The sequence below is a fragment of the Metabacillus malikii genome (assembly GCF_030813355.1).
Classification (GTDB): Bacteria; Bacillota; Bacilli; order Bacillales; family Bacillaceae; genus Metabacillus; species Metabacillus malikii.
In genome coordinates this window covers 1-25,225 of sequence record NZ_JAUSUD010000013.1, presented here as the reverse complement: position 1 = coordinate 25,225, position 25,225 = coordinate 1, and the positions used below count along the sequence as shown (strand labels likewise).

Genomic DNA, 25,225 nt, shown 5'->3' with positions numbered 1-25,225 from the left:
GGAGGTGAGGTTCAATGCATCAATGTAACTCACCTGTACTACTTACTCCATAATAATTTTAATTTATTTTTCATTGCACCTTTAAAAAGTTTGTGTATTTAGTAATAAGCTTTTTAGCTTCGTCCTCTTAAATAATCAATAAGTTGGTTAATTTGTACTTCTTCTTGATTCCCTGTTTCCATATCCTTAACAGCAATTACATTTCTAGCAAGTTCGTCATCACCGAGTACTGCGACATACTTTGCCTGATGACGGTCAGCAGCTTTAAATTGTGCTTTCAGCTTTTTATTTTCATAGTCTTTTTCAGCAAGTAAGCCTGCAGCTCTCATTTCAAATAATAATGAGACAGCACGGTCCTTTGCTTCTTCTCCCATCGTCACGACATAGCAATCGATTGAAGAGTTAATTGGTAATTCTATACCTTCTGCATCTAAGGCAGATAGGAGTCTTTCAATGCTTAAGGCAAAACCGATACCAGGAGTTTCAGGACCACCTATCTCTTGGGCTAAACCGTTATAACGGCCTCCACCACACAAAGTTGTAATTGCACCAAAGCCTTCTGCATTGCTCATAATTTCAAAGGCAGTGTGGTTATAATAATCTAATCCTCTTACAAGTCTTGCATCTACTTCAAATTCTATACCGTTAGCAGATAAGTATGTTTGTACTTTATTAAAATACTGTATAGAGTCTTCATTTAAGTAATCTAAAATTGAAGGTGCCGTTTCCATTAATGCATGCTCTCTGTCTTTCTTACAATCTAAGATACGTAATGGATTTTGTTGAAGCCTGTTCTGACAATCAGAGCAAAATTCACCAATGCTTGGTTCGAAGTGAGCGATTAATGCCTCACGATGTGCTTTTCTACTTTCAGCATCACCTAAGCTATTAATGACAAGCTTTAAGCTTTTTAACCCAAGTGTTTGATATAGTGACATCGCAAGAGAGATTACTTCTGCATCAATTCCAGGATCATTGCTGCCTAACGCTTCAATACCAAATTGTACGAATTGACGATACCTACCTGTTTGTGGTCTCTCATAGCGGAACATTGGCCCAATATAATATAGCTTTGTTGGCTGTGCAGCATTTGCATAAAGCTTTTTCTCAACGAAGGCACGAACAGTGGAAGCCGTCCCCTCTGGTCTTAATGTAATGCTTCTACCTTTTCGGTCTTGAAAGGTATACATTTCCTTTTGAACAATATCTGTACTTTCTCCAACACCTCTAGAAAACAATTCAGTATGCTCAAATATAGGTGTCCGTATCTCTTTATATTGGTATCTATTACAAAGCTCACGTGCAGTATTTTCAATAAACTGCCATTTTTCAACTTCCCCAGGTAATATATCCTGAGTCCCTCTTGGTATTTGAAATGACAAAACATTCCCTCCATTTCTTGAAAGTATAGGTTATGAAACCTATCTATTATCTAACTTAGCGTTTGTCTTATGTTCGGGTAAAAATTGTATGTATAAGTAACATATCACTTATCTTTCATATTATTTCTCTCGTCGTAAACGTTCCATTGGTTGATTCTGAAAAAAGACTACTTATCAACATATCACGCGTCTAATTTCAATGAAACAATGAGTCACTTTGGCTATATAGTAATAAAGATTAACATTTATAAAAGCATAGCCTTCTATAATGAAAACTGAGACAACAATAAAAAACTCCCGTCTCTACATAATGTAGGGACGAGAGTTATACCCGTGGTTCCACCCTAGTTGAAATAAGCCTCAGCCTACTTCCACTCAAACAGTTAACGCCTGTCACGTTCATCACCTATTAGACTTATCATCGTTCAGTGAGAAACCTAAGAAGTGTTGTTCTATAAGTCATCATGTAGAAATGTTTTCAGCCTAGGACATTTCCTCTCTTTGCATGTGTAGTCTTATATACTTTTCTTCCTCAATGGTTCAAAAATATAATCGAATTTTATCTTATCATACGAGTCTTTCACATACTATGTCAAGAACGATTTAGATGTTTTTTTAAATTCTTTACTTCTCGAAGCGAAATTCCAAATTCTGATGCAAGCTCCATCGATGTATCGTTTTGTTCTTTTATCATAAAATCATGAAAATCCACACCAAAAATTTCACGATTCGAATGGGATAGTGCCCCTTTTTCACTATTTCTCATCAAAAAGCCTCCTTCGTCAAACTACATTACTCTTATCTTTTCCTAACTTGGCAGAATTTATTTAAAAATAATAAAGGAACATTGATATTTTTAAAGAACTTTTAAAAGATATTTATACTATCTAAAGCTAAAATCAATGTTATGGGACACGATTAAATCATGATTTCCACCTTGGAAAAATTAGTAGTCTATTCGTTATGTAAGAAGTAGAGAGGAGTAATTTTTTTGAAAAAGATATTCTTCACCATTTCGTTGCTGTTAATACTTACATGTATAACAAAAACATCTATAGTAAATGCGTCAAATAATGACGTATTAATAAATACAGACGACTTAAATGTTAGAAGTGGTGCTAGTCTATCCGCTCCAATAATTGCTGAAGTTAAGAGAGGGGAAAGGTACGAATTTATCGAAGAGAGTGATGAGTGGATTAAAATCAAATTAACCTCTGCACAAAGTGGGTGGGTTTCTAAGACACATATCATAAAGAAAACAAATCTTAAATCTCAAAGCTCACCTTCGGACCTAATTGTAATAACAAAGTCTACAGGCTTAAGAATCCGATCTGGACCAGGTATTTCCTTTCAAGTTATCGGAACATTCAAAAATAGCCAACATGCCATATTTTTAGAAAAAAGTGGGGAATGGATTCAAATATCTTATAATGGGACCGTTGGTTGGGTCGCAGAGAGGTACATAGAATATCAACGAGATAATAATTCTGCTAAACCCATGAAATCTCAACCTAAACAAAAGGGAATTGTTACGGCAAGTAAACTATCAATCCACTCTGATGGTCGACTAGACAGTGAAGTCATTGATACTATCAAAAAAGGTGTGGAAGTAACGATTTCTGAAGAGAACAATGATTGGTACAAGATATTTTATGATACAGATAAAAGCGGATGGGTCGCGAGTTGGTTTATTGCCAAAAATCCTTTGAGTTCCATCGATTCATCTACCAGCCGGGAAGCAAAAAACTTAATAAAAATTATCTACGACGGGACAAATATCCGTTCAGGACCATCTACAACTCATTCAACAATTAAAACAGTCAATTATGGAGATACCTTTGAAATAACGCAGCTAGTCGGAGATTGGTTTGAAATCAACCTTGAAGATAATCAAACAGGCTATATCGCAGGATGGATTGTAGAGCCGATTGGTGGAACGAAATTAATTAGAAAACCCGGGATAGAGCAATATTTAAAAAACCAAATAGTCGTAATTGACCCCGGTCATGGTGGTAAAGATAGTGGCGCTATCGGTATAAATGGTACATTCGAAAAAGACTTGACGTTAACAACTGCTAAACTCTTATATGATAAGCTTCATTCTGCAGGTGCAAACGTATTTTTGACCCGTAGTAATGATTCATATATTAGTTTAAACTCAAGGGTCAGTACCTCACATTATAGGAAAGCAGATGCCTTTATAAGTCTACATTATGATAGTACGATAAATCGAACGATTTCCGGAACAACAGCATATTACTATCACTCAATAAAAGATGGACCACTTGCTTCCCATCTAAAAAAGGAGCTTATTAAACAGACCCATTTGAATGACCGTGGCGTAAAGTTCGGCAATTACTATGTGTTGCGTGAAAATAATAATCCTGCCGTCCTGTTAGAGTTAGGTTACTTAAGCAATCAGACTGATGAGATAACAGTAGGAACACCTTACTACCAAGAACGAGCTTCTCAAGGAATATATAATGGTCTAGCCCAATATTTTAAAAATAAGTAATTATCTAAATGTATATTTACATTTAGATAATATATCTGAACTGTAAGGACTAATTAAGATACAGCATTCTCTCAATATAAAAAGCAACAGTTTAACAAAATAAGAGGGGAACTTTAATGACAATATGTTGCCCTCTATCCCCTTCTTCTATTTTTAACCTTTTTGAAAGCTACACCTAATGCAACTCACCAGCTATTTCCTGCATATTACCATTCCAATCTAGCGAGTTACGGAAAATCCCTCGTTTAGAAAGTAAAAACACCGTAAAATTTTAGTAAGAAAGGAGGTAAAAAACACTTCAAGAATATAGACATTTACATGTTCAACAAAGAAATGGGGTATGAAATTATGAAACTATATCTAAACATCGATAAGTCAACAAAGGAAACGAAGATTACGATAGAAGCTCCTGAAATAAACGAGAGAATTCAGAAACTAATCGATTTTCTTCAGAGTGAGGAGACAGAATTTATAGTCGGTAAAAAGGGCGACATGCAATATATTCTCAAACCGTTTGATATTCATTATTTTCATACTGAAAAAGACCGAGTATTTGCTGTAACGGCCACAGATTCATATATTTTAAAGGAAAAATTATATGAGCTTGAGGCTTTGCTTCCTGCACATAAATTTATCCGATTGTCTAAATCCGTGATTGCCAATTTATATGAATTGAGCCGCTTTGAAGCATCATTCAATGGTACACTTTGCGTTTATTTTAAATCCGGTAAGAAGGAGTATGTGTCGCGTACCTATGTACCTGCAATTAGAGAAGCCTTAAAATTTAATAGGAGGTAATTAAAATGAAAAGTTTTATTATGAGAAGTTTCATTGGTATATGTTTTGGAGCGATTGTGGCAGTTGTCGTTACAAATCTACTATTCCTTGTCGGAGGCCTTGAGGCGATTGACGGAGATTTATTTTTGAAAAATTCATTAGGATCGCTGTTCTGTGGCTGGTTCTTCATAGTAAGCCCTATGTATTTTGAAATAAGAAAACTGACACTATCACAACAAACAATCCTTCACTTTGTAACAGTATTAGTGCTTTATTTCATCTTGGCATTGACCATCGGTTGGATCCCGTTTAATACGAATATTATCCTGTTAACGATTTTTAGTGCGATCGTTGTATATGCTGGTATTTGGACTGCTTTTTATCTTTATTTTAAAAATCAGGCACGGAAATTAAATGATGATTTGAAAAAATGTTAAAAAAAGCTATAGAGTGTAAGATTCTTATTAGTACTAACTTATGGTAATTATGAATAGGCATGACTCTTTCCATTAAATGGAAAAAACTAAAAAAAGTAGTCTTAAGATCATCATACATTTATGGAAATAGATGATCATTAAGACTACATTTTATTTACTCTCTAAAATTAATGTAACTGGACCGACATTCGTAAATTGAACGTTCATCATTGCACCAAATGAACCTGTTTCAACATGTACGCCTCTATCCCGTAATTTTTGATTAAAGGTTTCATATAATTCATTTGCAATATCAGGCTTTGCTGCATTCATAAAATTAGGACGTCTACCTTTTCGGCAATCTCCATATAACGTAAATTGTGAGACAGACAATACTTGTCCCTGAATATCAAGCAAGGAGAGGTTCATTTTACCTGCTTCATCTTCAAAGATTCGTAAGTTAGCTACTTTATCTGCTAAGTAATCTGCATCAGCCACTGTATCGTCGTGTGTAATCCCGACAAGTACCATTACTCCTTGTTCGATTTTTCCTACAACCTCTTCATTTACGATAACCTTTGCATTTTCAGCCCGTTGTATTACTATTTTCAAAATACTCAATCCTTATATAAATATTTTACAAATTAGTTCATGACTCTTCGCACTGAATAAATATCAGAAATTTGCTTTATTCTTTCTACTACTTTATGCAGATGGTTAATATTAGAAATTGCGATCGCCATGTTTATCGTCGCTACTTTATTTCGGTCTGATTTACCAGAAACAGAAGAGATGTTAGTTTTCGTTTCATTTACAGCTTGTAACACTTCATTTAATAATCCACGACGGTCATAGCCTAGGATTTCGATTTCGACGTTATATTCTTTACGTGTTGTTGAAGCGTGGTTTTCCCATTCTACATCGATTAGGCGCTCTTTTGCATCCTCAGTATGAACATTCGGACAATCTTCCCTATGAACAGATACACCTCTGCCTTTTGTGATAAATCCTACGATATCATCTCCAGGGACAGGGTTACAACATTTTGATAGACGGATAAGCAGATTATCGATTCCTTTAACTTGAACACCAGCGTCACGCTTTCTAGCTGTTGTTGGGAACTGTTTCGTATCTTTCACGACTTCTTGAATATTTTTCTCTTGTTCTTCTTTATCACGTATCTTTCGCCATTTTTCAGTTAAACGGTTTGCAACTTGGAGGGCGGTTACTCCGTTATACCCAACAGCTGCATACATATCCTCTTCATTAGCGAAATTAAATTTCTCTGCAACTCTTTGTAAATTATCTGCTGTCATTACTTGCTTAATATCGAAGTCGAGATTTTTAATTTCCTTCTCAACCATCTCTTTTCCCTTTTCGACATTTTCCTCACGTCGTTGCTTTTTAAAGAATTGACGGATTTTATTTTTCGCTTGGGAAGTTTGTGCTAATTTCAACCAATCTTGACTTGGTCCATACGAATGTTTTGATGTAAGAATTTCAATGATGTCACCTGTTTTGAGTTTATAGTCAAGTGTCACCATTTTCCCGTTAATTTTTGCACCAATCGTTTTATTTCCTATTTCAGAATGTATCCGGTAGGCAAAATCAATTGGGACCGAACCAGAAGGTAGTTCAATAACATCACCTTTTGGAGTAAAGATAAAGACCATGTCGGAGAAAAGGTCAATCTTTAATGACTCCATGAACTCTTCCGCATTTGTTACATCATTTTGAAACTCTAATATCTCTCTAAACCATGAGAGTTTCTTGTCTAATGTTGTCTTTTCATCTACATGTTTTCCCTCTTTATAAGCCCAATGTGCTGCAATCCCGTATTCTGCGATTTGGTGCATTTCAAATGTACGAATTTGTACTTCAAGTGGGTCTCCTTTTGGTCCAATAACTGTAGTATGAAGTGATTGATACATATTAGGTTTAGGCATGGCAATATAGTCTTTAAACCTGCCTGGCATCGGTTTCCAACATGTATGGATAATACCAAGTACTGCATAGCAATCCTTAATACTGTTGACGACAATTCGAACAGCTAATAAATCATAAATTTCATTGAACTGCTTATTTTGGAGAACCATTTTTCGATAGATACTATAAATATGTTTTGGTCTACCCGAAAACTCTGCTTCAATGTTCACTTCATCAACTCGTTCACGGACTTCATTGATTACTTGATCAAGGTATTCTAATCGTTCTTGACGTTTTTTCTTCATTAAATTTACAATTCGATAATATTGTTGTGGATTTAAATAGCGAAGAGAAGTATCCTCTAGCTCCCACTTAATTTTTGAAATACCCAAACGGTGTGCTAGTGGTGCAAAAATCTCAAGTGTTTCATTGGAAATTCTTCTTTGCTTTTCTTGAGGTAAATGTTTCAGTGTACGCATATTGTGTAGACGATCAGCAAGTTTTATTAAAATAACTCGGATATCTTGCGCCATTGCCACAAACATTTTTCGATGATTTTCTGCTTGTTGTTCTTCTTGGGATTTATATTTGATTTTTCCTAGTTTTGTTACCCCGTCAACTAGCATTGCTACTTCGTCATTAAATTCTTTCCTTAAATCGTCTAGGGTAGCCTCGGTGTCTTCCACGACATCATGTAAAAATCCACCCGCAATTGTAGACGGATCCATTTCCAAATCAACTAATATTCCCGCAACTTGAATCGGATGGATGATATAAGGTTCACCTGATTTCCTAAATTGTTCCCGATGTGCCTCTTCTGCATAGTCATAGGCACGTTGGATAAAAACAATATCCTCACTTGGGAGATATCGTTTGGCCTTTTCAATTACTTGCTCAGAAGATAATACTTGTTCATTTGCCATGGAATCACCTTTTTATATTAAAAACTTTATTTACGATATTTAACATGTATTATAACTATTTCCAATTAGAAAACTTACTATATTGTAACTATTATCAATAAAAAATAGAAAGATGTAAAGAAAAAATATCTTTTTTATAGTATGGATACGAAATTAGGTCATACCCTTAAAAACGATAGTTGAAAGATACATTCATTTAATAAAGAATCTTTAGAAAAGAGTAAAAACAACTTTTAGAAAAAAAGCACCCGTAAAGAGTGCTTTTATCGTTAAAACTTCATTAATGTTAAAACATCATAACCATCTAGTAATTTTCGTCCCTCAAGGTAGGATAATTCAATCAAAAAGGCAATACCTGCCACAACCCCACCTAATTCTTCAACAAGCTTTATCGTTGCTTCAATTGTACCACCTGTTGCTAATAAGTCATCTGTAATCAACACGCGCTGACCAGGCTTAATAGCATCTTTATGAATCGTAAGTACATCTTTACCATATTCAAGCCCGTATTCGACTTTAATGACTTCTCTAGGAAGCTTACCTTCCTTACGTACAGGTGCAAAGCCAAGACCTAATGAATATGCAACAGGGCACCCAATGATAAATCCTCTAGCTTCAGGACCAACAACAAGCTCAATTTCTTTTTCTCGAGCATACTCTACAATCTGGTCTGTAGCATATTTATATGCATCACCATTATCCATTAAAGTCGTAATATCTTTAAATTGAATGCCTGGCTTTGGATAATCCGGCACGACTGTTACAAATTGCTTTAAATCCATTTTTATTATCCTCCTTATACATTCACAAGTGCATCGTTTATTGACTCAAATTGGTCTTCGAACCATTGCTTAAGTTGCATATATGATGTATATAATAGCGTTTTTTCCAGTTCTAATTGCATTTGCTTTTGCTGATATGTTTTCGACTCTGTTAAATCTCGTTTTTGTTTTGTGGAATTTGTCGAAATAACACCATTTTCTATTGTAACAAATTCTAGTTCAAAAAACACCTTTGACATAAATACAATCGTTTCTTTTGTCCATCCTTTATACTTAGCGAGCTGTTCTCCTTGTTCTCTTAGGTTAAACGGTCCTTTTTTCAATAAGAATGCATAAAACCATTTAAAATGATCCCTTGTCGGAATTGTAGAGAAAAAGTGTTCAGCTTCTTGATAAAATATTGAATATATTCTTGAAGGTATTCCTTGTTTAAATATCGATAGAAGTGTATCCATAGAATCTGGTAAATCTAGTAAAACAACTGGAGTATGATGAACATTTAACTGTACTGCATCAGCAACTTGCCTTACTAACACAGCATTTTGTTCATAGCCATTTTGTTTTAAATATTCGAACGTTTTTTCTTGAAACGAGATGATTTGACTGTCCTGATCCTTCGTAACAAACATTTTCAATAACTTGTCCATATTTTTTGTTCCACGATAATCAAATAACTGCCATTTATCTACACTTACATCTTGAAGCATTAATTGCGGTTTCCTAAAGTTATTCCACTCATTAATAGAAAGTTCCCCAATCGCCGATAATGTAATAGATGGTGATAGCTCATCGTGGATATGACCTAACCCGAAACCAACACTATCTAACTGCAAATCCTCCTGCTCCAATACAAGTTTTAGATGATTTTGCTCAGAACCAATTTTTCGGATATTTGCTAATTTTACATCTTCAAGTTGGATAACAGGTTTAGGATTATGCATTCCAAATGGGGCGAGTTTATTCATTTCCTCAATCGCTTCAATTGAGATATCCTCCAATTTACAGCATACATCAACATTTGTAATTGGAATGAAATCAGCATCTGATAATTGCTGTTTCGCTAACTGTACTAAACGGTTACGAAGTTCATCTACATCATCGATATTTAACGTCATACCTGCAGCCATCGGATGACCACCAAAATGAGGGAGTATCTCTCGGCAAGTTGATAAGTTCGCAAAAAGGTCAAAACCTGCAATACTTCTTGCTGAACCTTTTGCGATCCCTTTTTCACGATCAATACTTAATACTATTGTAGGTCGGTAGTACTTTTCAACGAGTCGGGATGCTACAATACCGACAACACCTGCATTCCAATCTTCCTTTGCAATGACTAAAACCGGATACTCATCAATCGGATAATTTGTCTCGACCTCTGCAACAGCTTCCTCTGTCATAGAGTTAACTAGTTTTTGTCTTTCTTTATTTAAGGAGTCTATTTCTTCAGCAATGTATAGTGCCTCATCTTCATCTTCAGATAATAATAAATCGACTGCTGGGTCAGCAGATTGCAATCTACCAACCGCATTTATTCGTGGTGCAATAGCAAAACCGATTGTTTCTTCATTAATCGCGTTGCTTTCAACTTTGGCTATCTTTAAGAGAGCTTTTAATCCAACCCGATTAGTTGATTGCATCTGTTTTAATCCTAATTTAGCTATTACACGATTTTCACCGTGTAAAGAAACTAAATCGGCAATCGTACCAATCGCAGCTATTTCCAACAGATTAGTAGGCAGTTCACCTAGTAATGCATGAGATAATTTAAAGGCCACCCCTACTCCTGCCAGTTCTTTAAACGGGTATGGACAATCAGGTTGCTTCGGATGGATAATCGCTATAGCATCTGGTAACACTGGTCCAGGTTCATGGTGATCAGTAATAATTAAATCCATTCCAAGCTCTTTAGCAATGCTCGCTTCATGTACTGCTGCAATACCTGTATCAACTGTAATAATTAACGAAAAACCATTATCATGAGCAAATCGGAAAGCAGCCTCGTTTGGCCCATATCCTTCAGTAAATCGATTAGGAATATAAAATTCTACATTTGCCCCTAACTCACGTAATGTTGTGATAAGTACGGTCGTACTACTAACACCATCAGCATCATAGTCTCCATATATTAATATCATTTCATTTTTTTCAATTGCCTGTTTTATACGGCTAACAGCCTTATCCATATCCTTTAGTAAAAAAGGGTCGTGAAAGGACTTCAAACCAGCTTGTAAAAATTCTCTTGCTTCATCGTTTGAAGTAATACCACGATTCACCAGTAATGAAGCAACAAGTGGTGTTAATGATAGTTCGTTCATAAATCTATTTATCAATTCCTCATTTGACTCTTTTATCATCCACCGAGTTTTTGCCTTTAACATAATTTCACCCCTCAACCGTTCTATTATACTAAAACGACAAAGGGGTTTCAATTTAAGGTTATTGGCAATAGATAGTTTAGTTTTGGGTAAATTTACTCCTCCACTGTATCATGAGGAGCAATTACCATTTGATCATTTTCTAACTTTTCCTTTAATAATTGATTTTCTTTTTCAACCATTTTAAGTTTTCGTTGCAGTGCAACTATACGGATAAATCCGGTTGTAGCAATTAAAAAGCCTCCCATTAATACTGAGCCGAGTATAATGAGGACAAGTGGCCATTCTGCTTGTCCGAATAGATAATCGACCTGTACAGGTTCAACATTAATCACAGCAAAAATGGCGATAATGAGTGCAAATAATATTGCAATGACGATACTCCATTGTCGTTTCATTAGATGCCTTCCTTTCATGTTGGAGAGTATGGATTTATATGTACGAATACATTTTGTACATGGTCATGTTCTTCCATTAATTTTTGCTTAACGAGCTTTCCAATTCGATGACCTTCCTCAACAGTCATTTTCGGATCTACAGAAACTTTAATATCTACTATCACATAATGCCCATGTTCGCGAGCATGAAGTTCATCAATCTGCTTTACTTCCACAATTTTTTTGACTGATTCTTTAAGGCCAACAACTTCTTCCTCATGTAGAACATGATCAAGAGTAGTGTGAATGGATTCAGCACCAATTTTCCATGCCATTCTTATGACAAGAATAGAGACAAATAAACCTGCAACAGGGTCAGCATAAACTAACCAATCGAATCCAAACCTGGGTCCGAACACTGCTGCACCAATCCCAATTAACGCAGCAATTGAAGAATATACGTCTGACCGATGTTCGTAAGCATTAGCGATGATTGCATCACTATTAATTCTTTTACCCAATCGGAACTTATATTGAAACATCCACTCTTTTACAACAATTGATAATACCACAGCATAGATTGCCAGTATCCTTGGTGCTTCTATTTCAGCAAAAAATGCCTCAACAGATGACTTTCCAATTTCTAAACCAACTAAAAATAATAAAACCGCTACTATAATTGCTGCAATTGATTCAGCTTTTCCATGACCATACGGATGATCTTCATCAGGCGGTTGTTTCGCTGCCCTCACTCCGATAAATACAGCTAACGACCCGACAACATCTGAAGCAGAATGAACTGCATCAGCAACTAATGCCCGACTATCTGAAATGACACCAACTACACCCTTTACGATCGCAAGTAAAATATTACCTACAACACCGACTATCGCTGCAAATTCTGCCTGTTTGAAACGATCTTTCTCACTCATCTTTTCACCTCTTTCTTATGTACATTTAGTGTAACCAACAAATGAAAATATAAAAAAAGAGCTAACCCTATTTGGAAGGGTTAACTCATTAATGGTTATACTTGTGGTTCATCGTTTATTGAAGCTGATTGAGGAGCTTCTTTCTTTTTATTTAGTTGCTTACCTTTCCAAACTAACCAAAGCTGAGCTGCGATAAACAATGAAGAATAGGTCCCGCAAACTAACCCTACAAGTAAAGCAATTGAAAAGTTTGAAATTGACGAGCTACCAAAAATCAGTAATGCGACAACTGCAATGACGACAGTTAATACAGTATTTAACGAGCGTGTAAATGTTTGCTGTAAACTACGATTTACAATAAGTTTTAAGTCATCAACAGTTTTTACTTTTATTTTCTTCTGCATTTCACGGATTCTGTCAAAGGTTACAATTGTATCATTTATAGAGTAACCTACGATTGTTAATACTGCTGCAATAAAGGTAATGTCAACTTCTAATCTAGTGATACTGAAAAAGGCAATAATGAAAAACGCATCATGTAGTAAAGCGATAACCGATGCTAATGCCATATAAAACTCAAAGCGAAGTGAGACATAAATGATAATTCCAATTGAAGCAATGAGTACACCAATTAACGCATTTTGTGCTAGTTCCTTACCAACTGTTGGTGAAACCGTGCTCACATTTGGTTCAGTACCATAAACACCTTTGAAATGCTCCTTTAGTTCGGCAATCTTTTCCTTATCAATTGTACCAAGGAGTCGGATAACACCAATCTCATTTTCAGCTCCTGATAATACAACATCACTTTTCTCAATTGTTAAATCTAACTTTTCCATTTCATCAACGATTTCTTCTGTCGTAACCGTCTTACCTGCCATGACATCAATTCTCGTCCCACTCGCAAAGTCAATTCCTAAATTTAACCTAAATACTAATATCACCACAATTCCTACTATTACTGCAATTGTTGAGGCAACAAAGAATTTTCTATGATGCTTCACGAAATCAACCCGGTCAAATATAGTCGGGACTAATGTATCATCATCTGATTCATCTAAGCTTAAGATTTGGTTCTTCTTCACACCAAAGAGTCCCTTTTTCTTATCAAGCCAACGACTTTGAACTAGTAAACCTAATAAAATACGGGATAGGAATACTGCAGTTACAAAGCTGACAACTATACTTAGTATTAACATTGTTGCAAAGCCTTTAACCGAGCTTGATCCGAAGAAAAATAGTACGGCTCCCGCAAGAATTGTGGTTATATTTGCATCGAGAATTGTCGTAAATGAACGTCTAGTTCCGGCTTTAAATGCAGAACGAACCGTTCTTCCACGTTTAATCTCTTCTTTAATTCGTTCAAAGGTTAATATGTTTGCATCAACTGCCATCCCAACACCAAGAATAAGTGCTGCAATTCCAGGCAGAGTCAGAACTGCATTCATCCAATCAAACACTTGGAGAATTAAATAAATATAAGCAGTTAATGTGATAATCGATATTAACCCAGGTAGGCGGTAAATAATTAACATAAATAAGAAAATAACTGCTATCCCGATAATTCCTGCTAAAACTGTTTCATTAAGTGCTTGCTCACCAAACTGTGCACCGACAGATGTTGAATATATTTCTTTCAATTTAACCGGCAATGAGCCAGCGTTCAGCAAGTCCGCAAGTTCTTTCGCTTCTTCGATACTAAAGTTTCCTTCAATTGTTACTTCTGTCTGATTAAATACTTGATTAACATTTGGAGCTGAGATGTATTTCGGGTTTTCTTTTGTTATTTCTTCCTGATATTTGTCACCTTCAGCATAATCAAGCCATATAATCAATTGATTATATGGTGTATTCCCTGAGATTTCCTGTGTGACTTGTTTGAATTTATTGGCATCCTTTAATTCTATGACGACATTCGGCGCTCCATTTTCATCAAAAGATTGTTTTGCTGCACCTTCTTTTAAATCGGCACCGTCAAGCATTTTCTTATCTTCGTAGTCTCGAAACGTTAATTCAGCTTGTGTGGAGAGAATTTCTCTTGCCTTATTTTGGTCCGTAACGCCAGCAAGCTGAACACGTATCCTGTCGTTTCCTTCGATTTGGATATTAGGTTCACTTACACCTAATACATTCGTTCTTTTTTGGAGTGCTTGTACAGTACTCAAAAGTACCTCTTTAGTAATTTTGTCTCCATCATTCGCTGGACTTACTTCATATAAAACTTCAAATCCACCTTGTAAATCCAAACCAAGGATAATATTATTTGTTGCTTTATTCGTAAATAAACCGACTATTGATCCTACAAGTAGTACGATTAGAAAGAAAGCAACTATCCGACCGCGCTTAACCATTATGTATCCTCCTAACTATCTGTAACACAATTATGTCATTGAAACTTTTCTATTATTACTTTACAAACTTAAGTTTTCTCATTCAAAATTATACGCTTAATAGGTAGAACTAAGCAATGTTAAATCAGTCCTTTTAGTAATTCCTTGCCTTCCTCACTTTCAAACCAATTGTCCTTCTTATATGATTCCACTGTTACAAAATTCATATATTCTCCTACTTTAACTGATAAAACGTCACTGACTACTTCATACACTGATAATTCTTTTGTTTTTCTCCATTTCTTATTTTTTAAAAAATCCCATAGTTTTTCTTCTGAAACTTCCGCATAACCGAGCATTTTAAATTCTTCGAGTTTACTCTTTAGTGCTGGCTTCACATGATCTTTATAGTATTCTACAGGCTGTTTATCCATCTTATCTTCTCCTTAAATAGATTGTTCCTACTTTACTACTTAGACCTTGCTAATAGTTTTTACAATCTTACAGAACTTGTCATGCTTGGCCTAGTCAATCGCATATAGTAATTGTATCTGAATATACGAATTTTGAGAAGGCAGGGAGAGAAATGACAAAGCAATCGTTTCTGAAAGGAACGCTCATCTTAATTTTAGCAGGCTTTATTACACGTATTCTTGGATTTATCAATCGGATCGTCATTGCTCGATTTATTGGTGAAGAAGGCGTTGGCTTATATATGATGGCAGTACCAACTCTTGTTTTAGTTATTACGATTACACAACTAGGCTTACCTGTTGCAATATCAAAGCTAGTTGCCGAGGCCGAGGCACAAGGTGACCAAAGGAAAATAAAGAAAATCTTAGTTGTTTCCCTCTCCATTACCGGAGGTTTAAGCGTTATTTTCACGCCAGCAATTATCTTCTTTGCACCTTTATTAGCTGAAAATATTTTCACTGATGAACGCATTATCTGGCCATTGCTTGCAATAACACCGGTTATTCCTATCGTTGCAATCTCTTCGGTTATCCGTGGATATTTTCAAGGAAAGCAAAACATGCGTCCCGCTGCTGTTTCTCAAGTATTAGAACAAACAATTCGCATCTCTTTAGTTGCGATATGTACGAGCGCTTTCCTCCCTTATGGTATTGAGTATGCAGCTGCCGGTGCAATGTTTTCATCTGTTATTGGAGAATTAATTTCACTCATTTATTTAGCTGCCATGTTTAAAGTAAAGAAACGAAAATTAAAAATTCGCCGTAATTTCTTTACATCACTTAAGAAAGGAAAAGATACTTTTAACCAATTAATGGGGATCGCTCTCCCGACTACAGGAAGCAGGCTTATCGGTTCAATTTCATGGTTTTTTGAGCCTATTGTTGTTGCAAATAGCCTTGCCATCGCGGGAGTTGCCACTGCTGTCGCAACAAAACAATATGGTGGACTTACTGGATATGCATTGCCATTATTAATGTTACCTTCATTTATTACTTATTCTTTATCTACTTCACTAGTTCCTGCTATTAGTGAAGCAATGGCCCAAAATAAATTGAAGCTAGTCGAACACCGCCTTCAACAAGCAATCCGTTTATCAATAGTTAGTGGAGGATTAGCTTGTGTTGTGCTATATATTTTTGCTGAGCCATTAATGATTGTGATGTATGGTAATAGTCAATCTGCAATTTTCGTCCAAGTACTTGCACCATTCTTTATTTTTCATTATTTCCAAGGTCCGTTACAAGCTGTGCTTCAAGCACTTGACCTCGCTAGAGCAGCAATGATTAATAGTTTGATTGGTTCCGCTGTTAAAACCGCGCTTATCTTTGCGTTAGCAACACAACCATCATTAGGCATTATGGGTGCGGGGTTAGCGATTGTTATTGGCATGATGCTTACAACCTTGCTACATTTTGCAACGGTTATGAAAGTTGTGCCATTTACGATCCATGTAAGGTCTTATCTAAAAAGTGGTATTACAATAGTAATATCAGGATTTATCGGTTTCCTATGCTATCACAATCTCATCGTCCAAGCTTCACTAATGCCTAGACTACTCATATCGATATGCGTTACTACATTCATTTACTGTTTATTCCTAATTATTTTCAGCTTAATAGAACGTGATGAAATGAAGCGAATACCATTTGTTGGTGTGCATTTAGCAAAATTAATTCCTATAAAGTAGCTATTACCTTTCAAATATATTTAGAGGGTGACCATAACCAAGTTCAGACCATCAAGCAAAGTGTTTGTTGCGTGGTATGTTCCTATTGTGTCACCCTCTTCATTTTGCACTATTTTATTTCATCCATTAAATCAATAGAAAATGTACCATTATTATATGTGCATATAGATATCTTTTTAATATCATGATACCCTAACTTTTCTAGTTCTTCCTTTAACCAATTATCGTTTTTGTCAATTAACTTCAAATGGTCTTCTTGTATGAACCCATCAACAATTAGCGGCATTTGTAACATTGGACTTTCTTTTTCATTTTCATCCTTCTTAATAATAGACAACTTTCCGGATGATTCAAGGATTGCAAATTCTACATCCGCTATACTACTAATGTCTTTCTCACGAAGTTGTGTTAACAAATCATCAATATTATAACGTTGAGACCTCATCGCATGTTCATCGACTTTACCACGGTTAATAATGACTGTTGGTTTTCCGTCAAGAATATGCCGTAACTTTGTACTTTTAAGTGATAAATAAGCTAAAGTAATTTGGATAGATAATAGAACAAGCATCGGGATAATCGTATGTAATAATGGGTCTTTATGATTTTCAATCGAAGTAACAGCAATTTCAGCTGTCATTAAAAAAACAACTAAGTCAAATATACTTAGTTCTGCAATCTCACGTTTTCCCATGATGCGGAAAATAATGATAATCAAAAAATAGAGAATTATTGTCCGCCCTATTATGGAAGGATACATATCCATCAAATGGTAGGCCTCCTTCAACCTGTTCCTTTTTAATAGTTTTTATCATTTCAACTGCTTTTATGTACAAATTGAATAGTCATGCAATTAAATCTTCATAATAGCAAGCTACATCTATTAACACATTCAACAATTAACTTTGACCTTAATTCTAAATATTTATATTCTATTTTCTTTTTTCTTGAATATCCTCTATTAAGACGAGCTACAAGCTTGACCATTTATAGAAAAGGGAGGGGAAACCATAATGGAAACGAAAAAGTGGGGTAAAGCGATTCTCTATGGTTTGACGACTATATTTGTGATCGCTTTAATTACTAGCCTAATATTTGCGACACTTTTAAAATTCACTGATTTATCAGAGTCATCGATAACATGGCTACTTTTAGGGATTTCAATATTAGCTGTTTTCATTGGCGGGTTCGTAGCTGGAGGTAATGGAAAAGAAAAAGGGTGGCTAGTTGGTGGTATAACCGCACTCCTTTATTCATGTATTATCTTCCTCTTTAAGTTCTTAGGCTATGGCCAATTATTTACGATGGAAGAAATGTTGTATCATGGAGGGTTCCTGTTAGCTGCAATGGTAGGCGGAGTATTCGGAGTAAATTTAGCAGCTTCTAGGTCTAGTAATTAATATCTTACTATAAAAAAACAAGCCAATCATTAACGAAATTGGCTTGTTTTTTTGATATGTATCAATTAGTTTTTTACAACTTCGCGAACTGAACGACGGTCAAAAGTTAAACGTGTTCCGTCTCCAACTTTTAAGATAATTTTGTCTTCATCAATAGAATCCAAAATACCATGAAGTCCACCAATTGTTACAATTTTATCACCCTTTTGCAGGCTGCTTTGCATTTCGCGTACCGCTTTTTGTTGCTTTTGCTGCGGACGGATTAATAAGAAATAAAATATTGCGAACATCGCAATTAATGGTAGAACAGTACCTATAAGTTCCATATATTTTCCCTCCTTTCAATTGTTTTTAGAAGTTTTTGGCATTAGGTTTATTAAACCCATATTGTTCAAAGAATTCATCTCGGAAATCACCTAAACGATCTTCACGAATGGCTTGCCTTACATTCTCCATTAAGTTTACCAGAAAATATAGATTATGATAAGAAGTTAATCTTAATCCGAATGTTTCATCACATTTAATTAAGTGGCGAATATATGCTCTAGAATAATTTTTGCATGTATAGCAATCACAATTTTCATCAAGCGGACCAAAATCTCTTGCGTATTTCGCATTTTTAACAACAAGTCTACCTTCACTCGTCATCAATGTACCGTTTCTCGCAATTCTAGTCGGCAGCACACAGTCAAACATATCGATTCCTCTAATTGCACCATCGATTAGAGAATCTGGTGATCCGACACCCATTAAGTATCTTGGTTTATTATCCGGTAATAATGGTGTTGTAAAATCAAGCACTCTGTTCATCACATCTTTAGGTTCACCAACTGAAAGTCCTCCTACTGCGTAACCAGGGAAGTCTAATGATACTAAATCCTTTGCACTTTGCTTCCGTAATTCTTCATATTCCCCACCTTGAACAATTCCAAACAACCCTTGGTCATTCGGGCGTTTATGTGCGGATAAACAGCGCTCTGCCCAACGGCTCGTCCGTTCTACAGACTTTTTCATGTAATCATACTCTGCTGGATATGGTGGACATTCATCAAATGCCATCATAATATCTGACCCTAAATCATTTTGAATCTGCATCGCCTTCTCAGGTGAAAGGAACAATTTATCACCATTTAGGTGGTTACGGAAATGAACCCCTTCTTCTTCAATAGTACGCATATCACTTAAACTAAATACTTGGAAACCGCCTGAATCAGTTAATATCGCCCGATCCCAATTCATAAATTTATGTAAGCCGCCAGCTTCCTTTACAATCTCATTTCCAGGTCTTAACCATAAATGATATGTATTACTTAAGATAATTCCTGCGCCCATTTGCTTTAAGTCCTCTGGAGACATCGTTTTAACTGTTGCTAGTGTTCCGACCGGCATGAAAACTGGTGTCTCAAAGCTACCATGAGGGGTATGGACAATACCAAGTCTAGCTCCTGTTTGTTTACATGTTTTAATTAATTCGTATCTGATTGGTGAAGTTGACACGTTATTCCTCCTTTTAAAACAAGGCTGTTTTTGTATAGTTGCATCCCTGTTGTCCACTTATGAAAACAACAACCCTATAACATCAAGTTATAACTATAAACAAACCTAAAGTGAAAAATTTTTAGGTATATGAAAACAATAATGTATTAAATAATTAGCATCGCATCTCCAAAACTGAAAAAACGATACTTTTCCTTTACTGCAGTTTCATACGCATTCATCACAAACTCTCTAGATGCTAATGCACTGACAAGCATAATCAATGAAGACTTTGGCAAATGGAAATTCGTAATCATCCCATCAATACCTGTGAACTCGTAGCCAGGATAAATAAATATGCTAGTCCAACCACTCTCAGCAACAAATTTCCCTTGATGCTTTGAAGCAATTGTTTCAAGTGTTCGCGTTGATGTAGTACCAACCGAAATAATTCTGCCGCCATTCTGACGAACCTCATTTAACCGTGTTGCAGTCTCCTCACTAACTTGGTAAAACTCAGCATGCATTTCATGTTCTTCAACCGTTTCAGCGCTGACTGGGCGAAATGTTCCTAACCCAACATGCAATGTAATAAAGGCAATATGTACACCTTTTTCCTTAAGTGCTTCTAATATTTCCTCTGTGAAATGTAATCCTGCTGTCGGTGCTGCTGCGGAACCAATTTCACGTGAGAATACTGTTTGATAGCGTTCGCGATCGTCTAATTGTTCTTTTATATATGGAGGAAGCGGCATCTCGCCTAATGAATCAAGTACTTCATAAAAGATACCTTCATAGTTGAATTTCAATAAACGTCCACCATGTTCGCTAGTACCGATACATGTTGCTGTTAATTGGCCTGAACCAAATGTTATGACTGTTCCTTCTTTTACACGCTTAGCTGGCTTAACTAACGTCTCCCAAATGTCTTCTTCTTGTTGTTTTAAAAGAAGAATTTCAATGCTGGCACCTGTATCTTCTTTGATACCAAACAGTCTTGCTGGCATAACCCGTGTATCATTTAATACAAGACAGTCTCCAGCATTGAAATAATCAACAATTGATTTGAACGTCTCATGGATTACTTCTCCTGTAGTACGATTTAAGACCATTAATCTTGAGGCATCTCTTTCTTTAAGCGGAACTTGAGCAATCAGATCCTCAGGAAGTTCAAAATCAAATAACTCTACTTTCAATCTGGTTCACCTTTTTTCTATATAACTTTTCATAACTAATATTCGTATCCTATTATTCAATACGTTAATGTGATTTTCACTACTTATTTAAATCTCCCAATGAGTGACATAACGATTGATAATACAATGCTTATCACAATACATGTGACAATTGGAAAGAAAACGGTCGTGTTTCCTTTTTTAAAGATAATATCACCTGGTAGTTTACCAATAAACTGCATGAAAAATCCAATAATTAAAAGCACACCACCTAAAATCATAAGGATTTTCGGAAAGTCAATCATGCTTTGGTACCTCCATATGAAAGTGTCGATAAACTAAATCTGTTACAACTCTTCCTCTTGGCGTTCTTTGCAGAAAACCGATTTGAAGCAAATATGGTTCATAAACATCTTCAATTGTGTGTGATTCTTCTCCTATTGTTGCCGAGATTGTGTCAATTCCTACCGGTCCACCGCGATATTTTTCAATAATACCGAGTAATAATTTATGATCGATATGATCTAAACCAAGTTTATCAACCTGCAGCTTTTCAAGCGCATCTACGGCGAGTTGTGTCGTTATCGTTTGTACACCATTTACTTGTGCAAAATCTCTTACTCTACGTAATAATCGGTTAGCTACCCTTGGTGTACCTCTGGATCTTCTCGCTATTTCAAGAGCTCCATCAAACTCAATCCCGATTTCAAGGATCTCTGCTGTTCGCTGTACAATGTCCGCTAATTGTTGTTCATGATAATATTCAAGTCTACTTAAAACGCCAAATCGATCCCGTAGTGGGGCAGTTAACAGACCTACTCTCGTAGTTGCACCAATCAATGTAAATGGCGGTAAATCTAATCGTACAGACTTAGCAGAAGGCCCTTTGCCAATGACAATATCTAAGCAAAAATCCTCCATTGCAGCATATAAAACTTCTTCAATTGAGCGTTGAAGTCGGTGGATTTCATCAATAAACAAAACATCTCCGGGCTCTAATGCAGTTAGGATTGCTGCAAGATCACCTGGCCTCTCTATCGCTGGTCCTGAAGTTGTCCGTATTTGTACACCCATTTCATTTGCTATAATCGTTGCCAATGTTGTCTTTCCTAGTCCGGGTGGTCCATAGAGTAAAACATGGTCTAATGTTTCATGGCGAATTTTTGCTGCCTCAATAAATACCTTTAAGTTCTCCTTCACTTTATCTTGTCCGATATATTGTGAAAGGGTTTGAGGTCTTAAGCTTAATTCCATATATTCTTCTTGCGTACCTGCCTCACTTGATACAAGGCGCTCATCCATCATTTATCACCTTACTTTAACAGCTTTTGCAATGCTTTTTTCACATATTGGTCTGTTGATAAACTCTCTTGTTTTAGTGTCGGTAATACTTTATTAATTTCACGCTCTGCGTAGCCAAGAACTTTTAACGCTTCAACCGCTTCTAGTAAAGCAAGATTATCGGTTTCTTCTTTTTCAATTTTCTCATGTGTAAATAAATCTGGTGCGTAAAGTGCTGCTATATCTCCAAGCTTCCCTTTTAAATCTAAAATAATTTGTCGGGCCGTTTTTTTTCCGACACCAGGGAATTTAACTAAGAATGTATCGTTTTCTTCTTCAATTGCTTCAATAACTTGTTTCGGATTTCCAGATGCAAGAATCGCTAACGCCCCTTTTGGACCAATCCCTGTCACATTTAACAATTTCATAAATAATGCTTTTTCTTCTCTCGTTTGGAATCCGTATAAAGCAATGAGGTCCTCACGTACATGCTGATATGTATAAATAATAACCTCTTCATTAGCACTTTTATTATAAATAAAAGGATTTGGTGTATGTACTTTATAGCCTAAACCATGATGGTCAATGACGATATATTCTGGAGTGACGTAGTCAATAAATCCTTTAATAAATTCAATCAAAACTTTCACCTCTCATTTGAGACTGTACCTCATTGTATCAAAAAAGCTATCGAATCAGAAGATGTTTTATTTGAAATCAGTAACAAAACACGCACAATTGTTCTAATTATATCAAAAATAAAATGCATTGGAGTTAAATAATCTGTACGACAAAAAAGCTAGAGGGTAACCCGAATGTATAAGACCCTAACAGCATTTGTACAATTTAGCATGTGTTGTTAGGGTCTTGTTCTTAGGTTTAAACACCATCTAGCTGTTATCATTGTTTGATAGCTTTTGAATACAATTCATAATTTTTAAGTACTTCCAAATATTGATCCTTGGAATGAATACGAATTCCCTTTTTCAATTGATGATGCATTCTACTCTCTAGCTTTTTAATATCAATTTGAAAAAAAGATTGAATGACCTCGTTTGTTTCAGGCTTCCCATTAAACGTCGATAATGTACCATCACCAGTTAATCCAAAGTATCCATTCGTTTTTAACAATGGAGAAATATCATCTATATGCCGTCTAAAGACATATTTCTCGTTGCTTTTGCTGATTAATGCCCACTCTTTATATTTAGTTAAAAGTTTTGTCTCTGATTCATTTGGTTCCATCAATACTTCTTCACTTTGTTCCCCATCTAGATAGGTTTGTTGTAGGATTACCTTGACAGAATGAGAACTATTTATTTTTTCGCTAGTAGCAGCTGCATGGTCCATTTGAGTAAACAATTGTAGAATTCCAATTAAGAACGCAATACTGATTATAGTAAGGATGTGACGACGATGAAATCTGCTCATCTAACTCACCTCTATTATTTTTTTCACAAGAATTGCTCCGTTACTATTGTGACCAATAATAGAATTTTTAACCACTATAAAAATAAATATGGCCATATGTAAAAAGAGCACCAAGTTAGATGCTCTTTTTCATTCCACATTCTCTGCATTCTCTTAAAAAGACAAAATCTTTCACAGAACTTTTAAAGAGTGTATTTCCACAATTGTCACAGCGCCCGCTAATTTCATCAGGATATTCTTTGAAATCATAGATTATTGTTGTATCGATACCTTTTGTTTCTCTTTTCGTAGTTTTCTCCAAATTACTCACCCGCTTGTCTGCTTTTCCTTATCATATCATAAATTTTATGTAAAAAAACAAGGGAGAAATCCCCCTTGTTATGTTAACGGTTCCCAGTAAACGGACGTCTAATTGCGTCTCCTAAATCATTCATTAAATTATTGATATCCGTGTCAATCATTCCACGTTCGCCACCGTTATTGATATTATTGTTTATATTACGTACGCGGGAAACTGTACCTTCATCTGTTACGACTTGTACATTACGTCCGCTTGTGACATTGCGTAACTCTTTTGTAATATTCTCTTTCATGGCCTTGTCATTATTATCATTGGTATCAACTGCAACAAGAATATTGTCATCTGTTACAACAACGTTTGCATTTTCAACATTATTCATTTTCTCTACAGTTTCTCTAACACGTTCTGATAATTCACGTTCTTCTCTGCCATAGTAACCTTCAGTATTTAAGTGGCCATGATAATTCATATCTGTATAACGGTTATTTCTGTTTGCACCGTTATTCTGATTTCCTTGTTGAGCTGTTTGATTATTTTGGCCATTGTTATTAGTAGCGTTATTTACTTGGCGCATTGAGTTATTTCCTTGGTTATTCGCCTGATTGCCATCTGAAGTTCTACCTTGGTTTCCTTGGTTTACCTGAGTTGGTTGATTAGTATTTCCGTTTGTCCCTTGATTACCTCTTGTAGCTGCATTTCTGTTACCTTGTTGATTTGCTGCATTGTTTCTGCCATCTAAAAATTCAGTTACAGGGCCTTCATTATCTCTATTTGTATTCTCATTTGTATAATATCCAATTGGCTGTGCGTTTCCATTTCCTCTATTGCCATTATTACCTTCATCCATAGCACCGTTATTCGCATTACATGCAGCTAAACTTGTTGATAATAATGCAATAGAAGCAATTGCGGTCACTTTTTTATTCAATCGGAATACCCCCTGTACGAATTGTTGAGCACAAAATATGCTCGTTACGTAGCTTATGCTTTAAGGGTACCTTTCACACTGTAATTTATAGGTAAGCAAATAAATTATCACCAATCACAATATACAAATGACAACTTTTATAAACATTGTTGTTTTTTACATAGTTGTTCCTTTTGCTTGTAACAATGGTAGCTGGAGGGTTACTAAGCATAAAACAATAACCTCTAAGAAAAAAACTACAAAATAGAGTAGGCGCATGAATTACTCATGCGCCTCTCACAGATCCGTACGTGCGGGTCTTCGCATACGGCTCCTCCATGTTTATCCCCTTTGGAGA

At 35.7% G+C, this 25,225-nt stretch carries 25 protein-coding genes and 1 other annotated feature; of the genes, 5 read left to right on the top strand and 20 right to left on the bottom strand.

Annotated features, from left to right (window positions below; translation table 11 throughout):
• Positions 1-113: 113 nt before the first annotated feature.
• The gene (gene hisS, locus J2S19_RS13170; protein WP_307342630.1) at positions 114-1,382 is read right to left on the bottom strand and encodes a histidine--tRNA ligase; all 1,269 of its coding nucleotides are present in this window, start codon (positions 1,380-1,382) and stop codon (positions 114-116) included.
• 311 nt (positions 1,383-1,693) lie between these two features.
• Positions 1,694-1,927, bottom strand: a binding site (T-box leader).
• Positions 1,928-1,974: 47 nt separating this feature from the next.
• Entirely contained in the window at positions 1,975-2,148 is a 174-nt protein-coding gene (locus tag J2S19_RS13165) for a hypothetical protein (protein WP_307342628.1), read from the bottom strand.
• 225 nt (positions 2,149-2,373) lie between these two features.
• Between J2S19_RS13165 and J2S19_RS13160 the strand changes: the two genes are divergently transcribed.
• From J2S19_RS13160 to J2S19_RS13150, 3 genes are all read left to right on the top strand, one after another.
• A complete protein-coding gene (locus J2S19_RS13160; protein WP_307342625.1) occupies positions 2,374-3,897 on the top strand; it encodes an N-acetylmuramoyl-L-alanine amidase family protein in 1,524 nt (507 codons plus the stop codon).
• Positions 3,898-4,245: 348 nt separating this feature from the next.
• Entirely contained in the window at positions 4,246-4,695 is a 450-nt protein-coding gene (locus J2S19_RS13155; RefSeq protein WP_307342622.1) for a LytTR family DNA-binding domain-containing protein, read from the top strand.
• 5 nt (positions 4,696-4,700) lie between these two features.
• The gene (locus J2S19_RS13150; RefSeq protein ID WP_307342619.1) at positions 4,701-5,111 is read left to right on the top strand and encodes a DUF3021 domain-containing protein; all 411 of its coding nucleotides are present in this window, start codon (positions 4,701-4,703) and stop codon (positions 5,109-5,111) included.
• A 150-nt stretch (positions 5,112-5,261) separates the two neighbouring features.
• Here the strand turns inward: J2S19_RS13150 and dtd are convergent, their stop codons facing one another.
• The 8 genes from dtd to J2S19_RS13110 all read right to left on the bottom strand — a co-directional run bounded on the left by dtd (position 5,262) and on the right by J2S19_RS13110 (position 15,169).
• Positions 5,262-5,702, bottom strand: a complete 441-nt coding sequence (dtd, locus tag J2S19_RS13145) for a D-aminoacyl-tRNA deacylase (protein ID WP_307342615.1) — start codon at positions 5,700-5,702, stop codon at positions 5,262-5,264.
• A 32-nt stretch (positions 5,703-5,734) separates the two neighbouring features.
• A complete protein-coding gene (locus tag J2S19_RS13140; RefSeq protein ID WP_307342612.1) occupies positions 5,735-7,939 on the bottom strand; it encodes a RelA/SpoT family protein in 2,205 nt (734 codons plus the stop codon).
• A gap of 269 nt (positions 7,940-8,208) precedes the next feature.
• Complete coding sequence (locus J2S19_RS13135; protein WP_307342609.1) at positions 8,209-8,721, bottom strand: adenine phosphoribosyltransferase; 513 nt, start codon at positions 8,719-8,721, stop codon at positions 8,209-8,211.
• A gap of 14 nt (positions 8,722-8,735) precedes the next feature.
• Positions 8,736-11,099: a single-stranded-DNA-specific exonuclease RecJ gene (recJ, locus tag J2S19_RS13130; protein ID WP_307342606.1), complete on the bottom strand. Its 2,364-nt coding sequence runs from the start codon at positions 11,097-11,099 to the stop codon at positions 8,736-8,738.
• A gap of 92 nt (positions 11,100-11,191) precedes the next feature.
• The gene (locus tag J2S19_RS13125; RefSeq protein ID WP_307342602.1) at positions 11,192-11,494 is read right to left on the bottom strand and encodes a LapA family protein; all 303 of its coding nucleotides are present in this window, start codon (positions 11,492-11,494) and stop codon (positions 11,192-11,194) included.
• 14 nt (positions 11,495-11,508) lie between these two features.
• On the bottom strand, positions 11,509-12,405 hold the full coding sequence (locus J2S19_RS13120) for a cation diffusion facilitator family transporter (RefSeq protein ID WP_307342599.1): 897 nt from the start codon (positions 12,403-12,405) through the stop codon (positions 11,509-11,511).
• A 95-nt stretch (positions 12,406-12,500) separates the two neighbouring features.
• Positions 12,501-14,756: a protein translocase subunit SecDF gene (gene secDF, locus J2S19_RS13115; RefSeq protein WP_307342595.1), complete on the bottom strand. Its 2,256-nt coding sequence runs from the start codon at positions 14,754-14,756 to the stop codon at positions 12,501-12,503.
• Between the two features lie 119 nt (positions 14,757-14,875).
• Positions 14,876-15,169 carry a post-transcriptional regulator gene (locus J2S19_RS13110; protein WP_307342592.1) on the bottom strand — a complete coding sequence of 98 codons (294 nt, stop codon included), beginning with the start codon at positions 15,167-15,169 and terminating at the stop codon, positions 14,876-14,878.
• A 152-nt stretch (positions 15,170-15,321) separates the two neighbouring features.
• Between J2S19_RS13110 and spoVB the strand changes: the two genes are divergently transcribed.
• Complete coding sequence (spoVB, locus tag J2S19_RS13105; protein WP_307342589.1) at positions 15,322-16,896, top strand: stage V sporulation protein B; 1,575 nt, start codon at positions 15,322-15,324, stop codon at positions 16,894-16,896.
• A gap of 109 nt (positions 16,897-17,005) precedes the next feature.
• On the opposite strand, the gene J2S19_RS13100 is transcribed toward spoVB, so the two are convergent.
• Positions 17,006-17,662, bottom strand: coding sequence for a DUF421 domain-containing protein (locus J2S19_RS13100; protein WP_307342916.1), 657 nt, complete (start codon positions 17,660-17,662; stop codon positions 17,006-17,008).
• Between the two features lie 247 nt (positions 17,663-17,909).
• Between J2S19_RS13100 and J2S19_RS13095 the strand changes: the two genes are divergently transcribed.
• Positions 17,910-18,296, top strand: coding sequence for a TIGR04086 family membrane protein (locus J2S19_RS13095; protein WP_307342586.1), 387 nt, complete (start codon positions 17,910-17,912; stop codon positions 18,294-18,296).
• A 65-nt stretch (positions 18,297-18,361) separates the two neighbouring features.
• On the opposite strand, the gene yajC is transcribed toward J2S19_RS13095, so the two are convergent.
• The 9 genes from yajC to J2S19_RS13050 form a co-directional block, all read right to left on the bottom strand.
• Entirely contained in the window at positions 18,362-18,622 is a 261-nt protein-coding gene (yajC, locus tag J2S19_RS13090; protein ID WP_307342583.1) for a preprotein translocase subunit YajC, read from the bottom strand.
• A 25-nt stretch (positions 18,623-18,647) separates the two neighbouring features.
• The gene (gene tgt / locus J2S19_RS13085) at positions 18,648-19,793 is read right to left on the bottom strand and encodes a tRNA guanosine(34) transglycosylase Tgt (protein ID WP_307342579.1); all 1,146 of its coding nucleotides are present in this window, start codon (positions 19,791-19,793) and stop codon (positions 18,648-18,650) included.
• Positions 19,794-19,939: 146 nt separating this feature from the next.
• The gene (queA, locus tag J2S19_RS13080) at positions 19,940-20,968 is read right to left on the bottom strand and encodes a tRNA preQ1(34) S-adenosylmethionine ribosyltransferase-isomerase QueA (protein ID WP_307342576.1); all 1,029 of its coding nucleotides are present in this window, start codon (positions 20,966-20,968) and stop codon (positions 19,940-19,942) included.
• 83 nt (positions 20,969-21,051) lie between these two features.
• Positions 21,052-21,252 (bottom strand): DUF2905 domain-containing protein, encoded by a 201-nt coding sequence (locus tag J2S19_RS13075; RefSeq protein ID WP_307342574.1) that lies wholly within the window; start codon positions 21,250-21,252, stop codon positions 21,052-21,054.
• Positions 21,245-22,249: a Holliday junction branch migration DNA helicase RuvB gene (ruvB, locus tag J2S19_RS13070; protein WP_307342571.1), complete on the bottom strand. Its 1,005-nt coding sequence runs from the start codon at positions 22,247-22,249 to the stop codon at positions 21,245-21,247. Before ruvB ends, J2S19_RS13075 begins: the two co-directional genes overlap by 8 nt.
• An 11-nt stretch (positions 22,250-22,260) precedes the next feature.
• Positions 22,261-22,869 carry a Holliday junction branch migration protein RuvA gene (ruvA, locus tag J2S19_RS13065; protein ID WP_307342568.1) on the bottom strand — a complete coding sequence of 203 codons (609 nt, stop codon included), beginning with the start codon at positions 22,867-22,869 and terminating at the stop codon, positions 22,261-22,263.
• A 259-nt stretch (positions 22,870-23,128) separates the two neighbouring features.
• The gene (locus J2S19_RS13060) at positions 23,129-23,659 is read right to left on the bottom strand and encodes a BofC C-terminal domain-containing protein (protein ID WP_307342565.1); all 531 of its coding nucleotides are present in this window, start codon (positions 23,657-23,659) and stop codon (positions 23,129-23,131) included.
• Between the two features lie 115 nt (positions 23,660-23,774).
• Complete coding sequence (locus tag J2S19_RS13055; protein ID WP_307342562.1) at positions 23,775-23,960, bottom strand: DUF8096 family protein; 186 nt, start codon at positions 23,958-23,960, stop codon at positions 23,775-23,777.
• 82 nt (positions 23,961-24,042) lie between these two features.
• Positions 24,043-24,888, bottom strand: a complete 846-nt coding sequence (locus tag J2S19_RS13050) for a YhcN/YlaJ family sporulation lipoprotein (protein WP_307342559.1) — start codon at positions 24,886-24,888, stop codon at positions 24,043-24,045.
• Between the last annotated feature and the right edge of the window lie 337 nt (positions 24,889-25,225).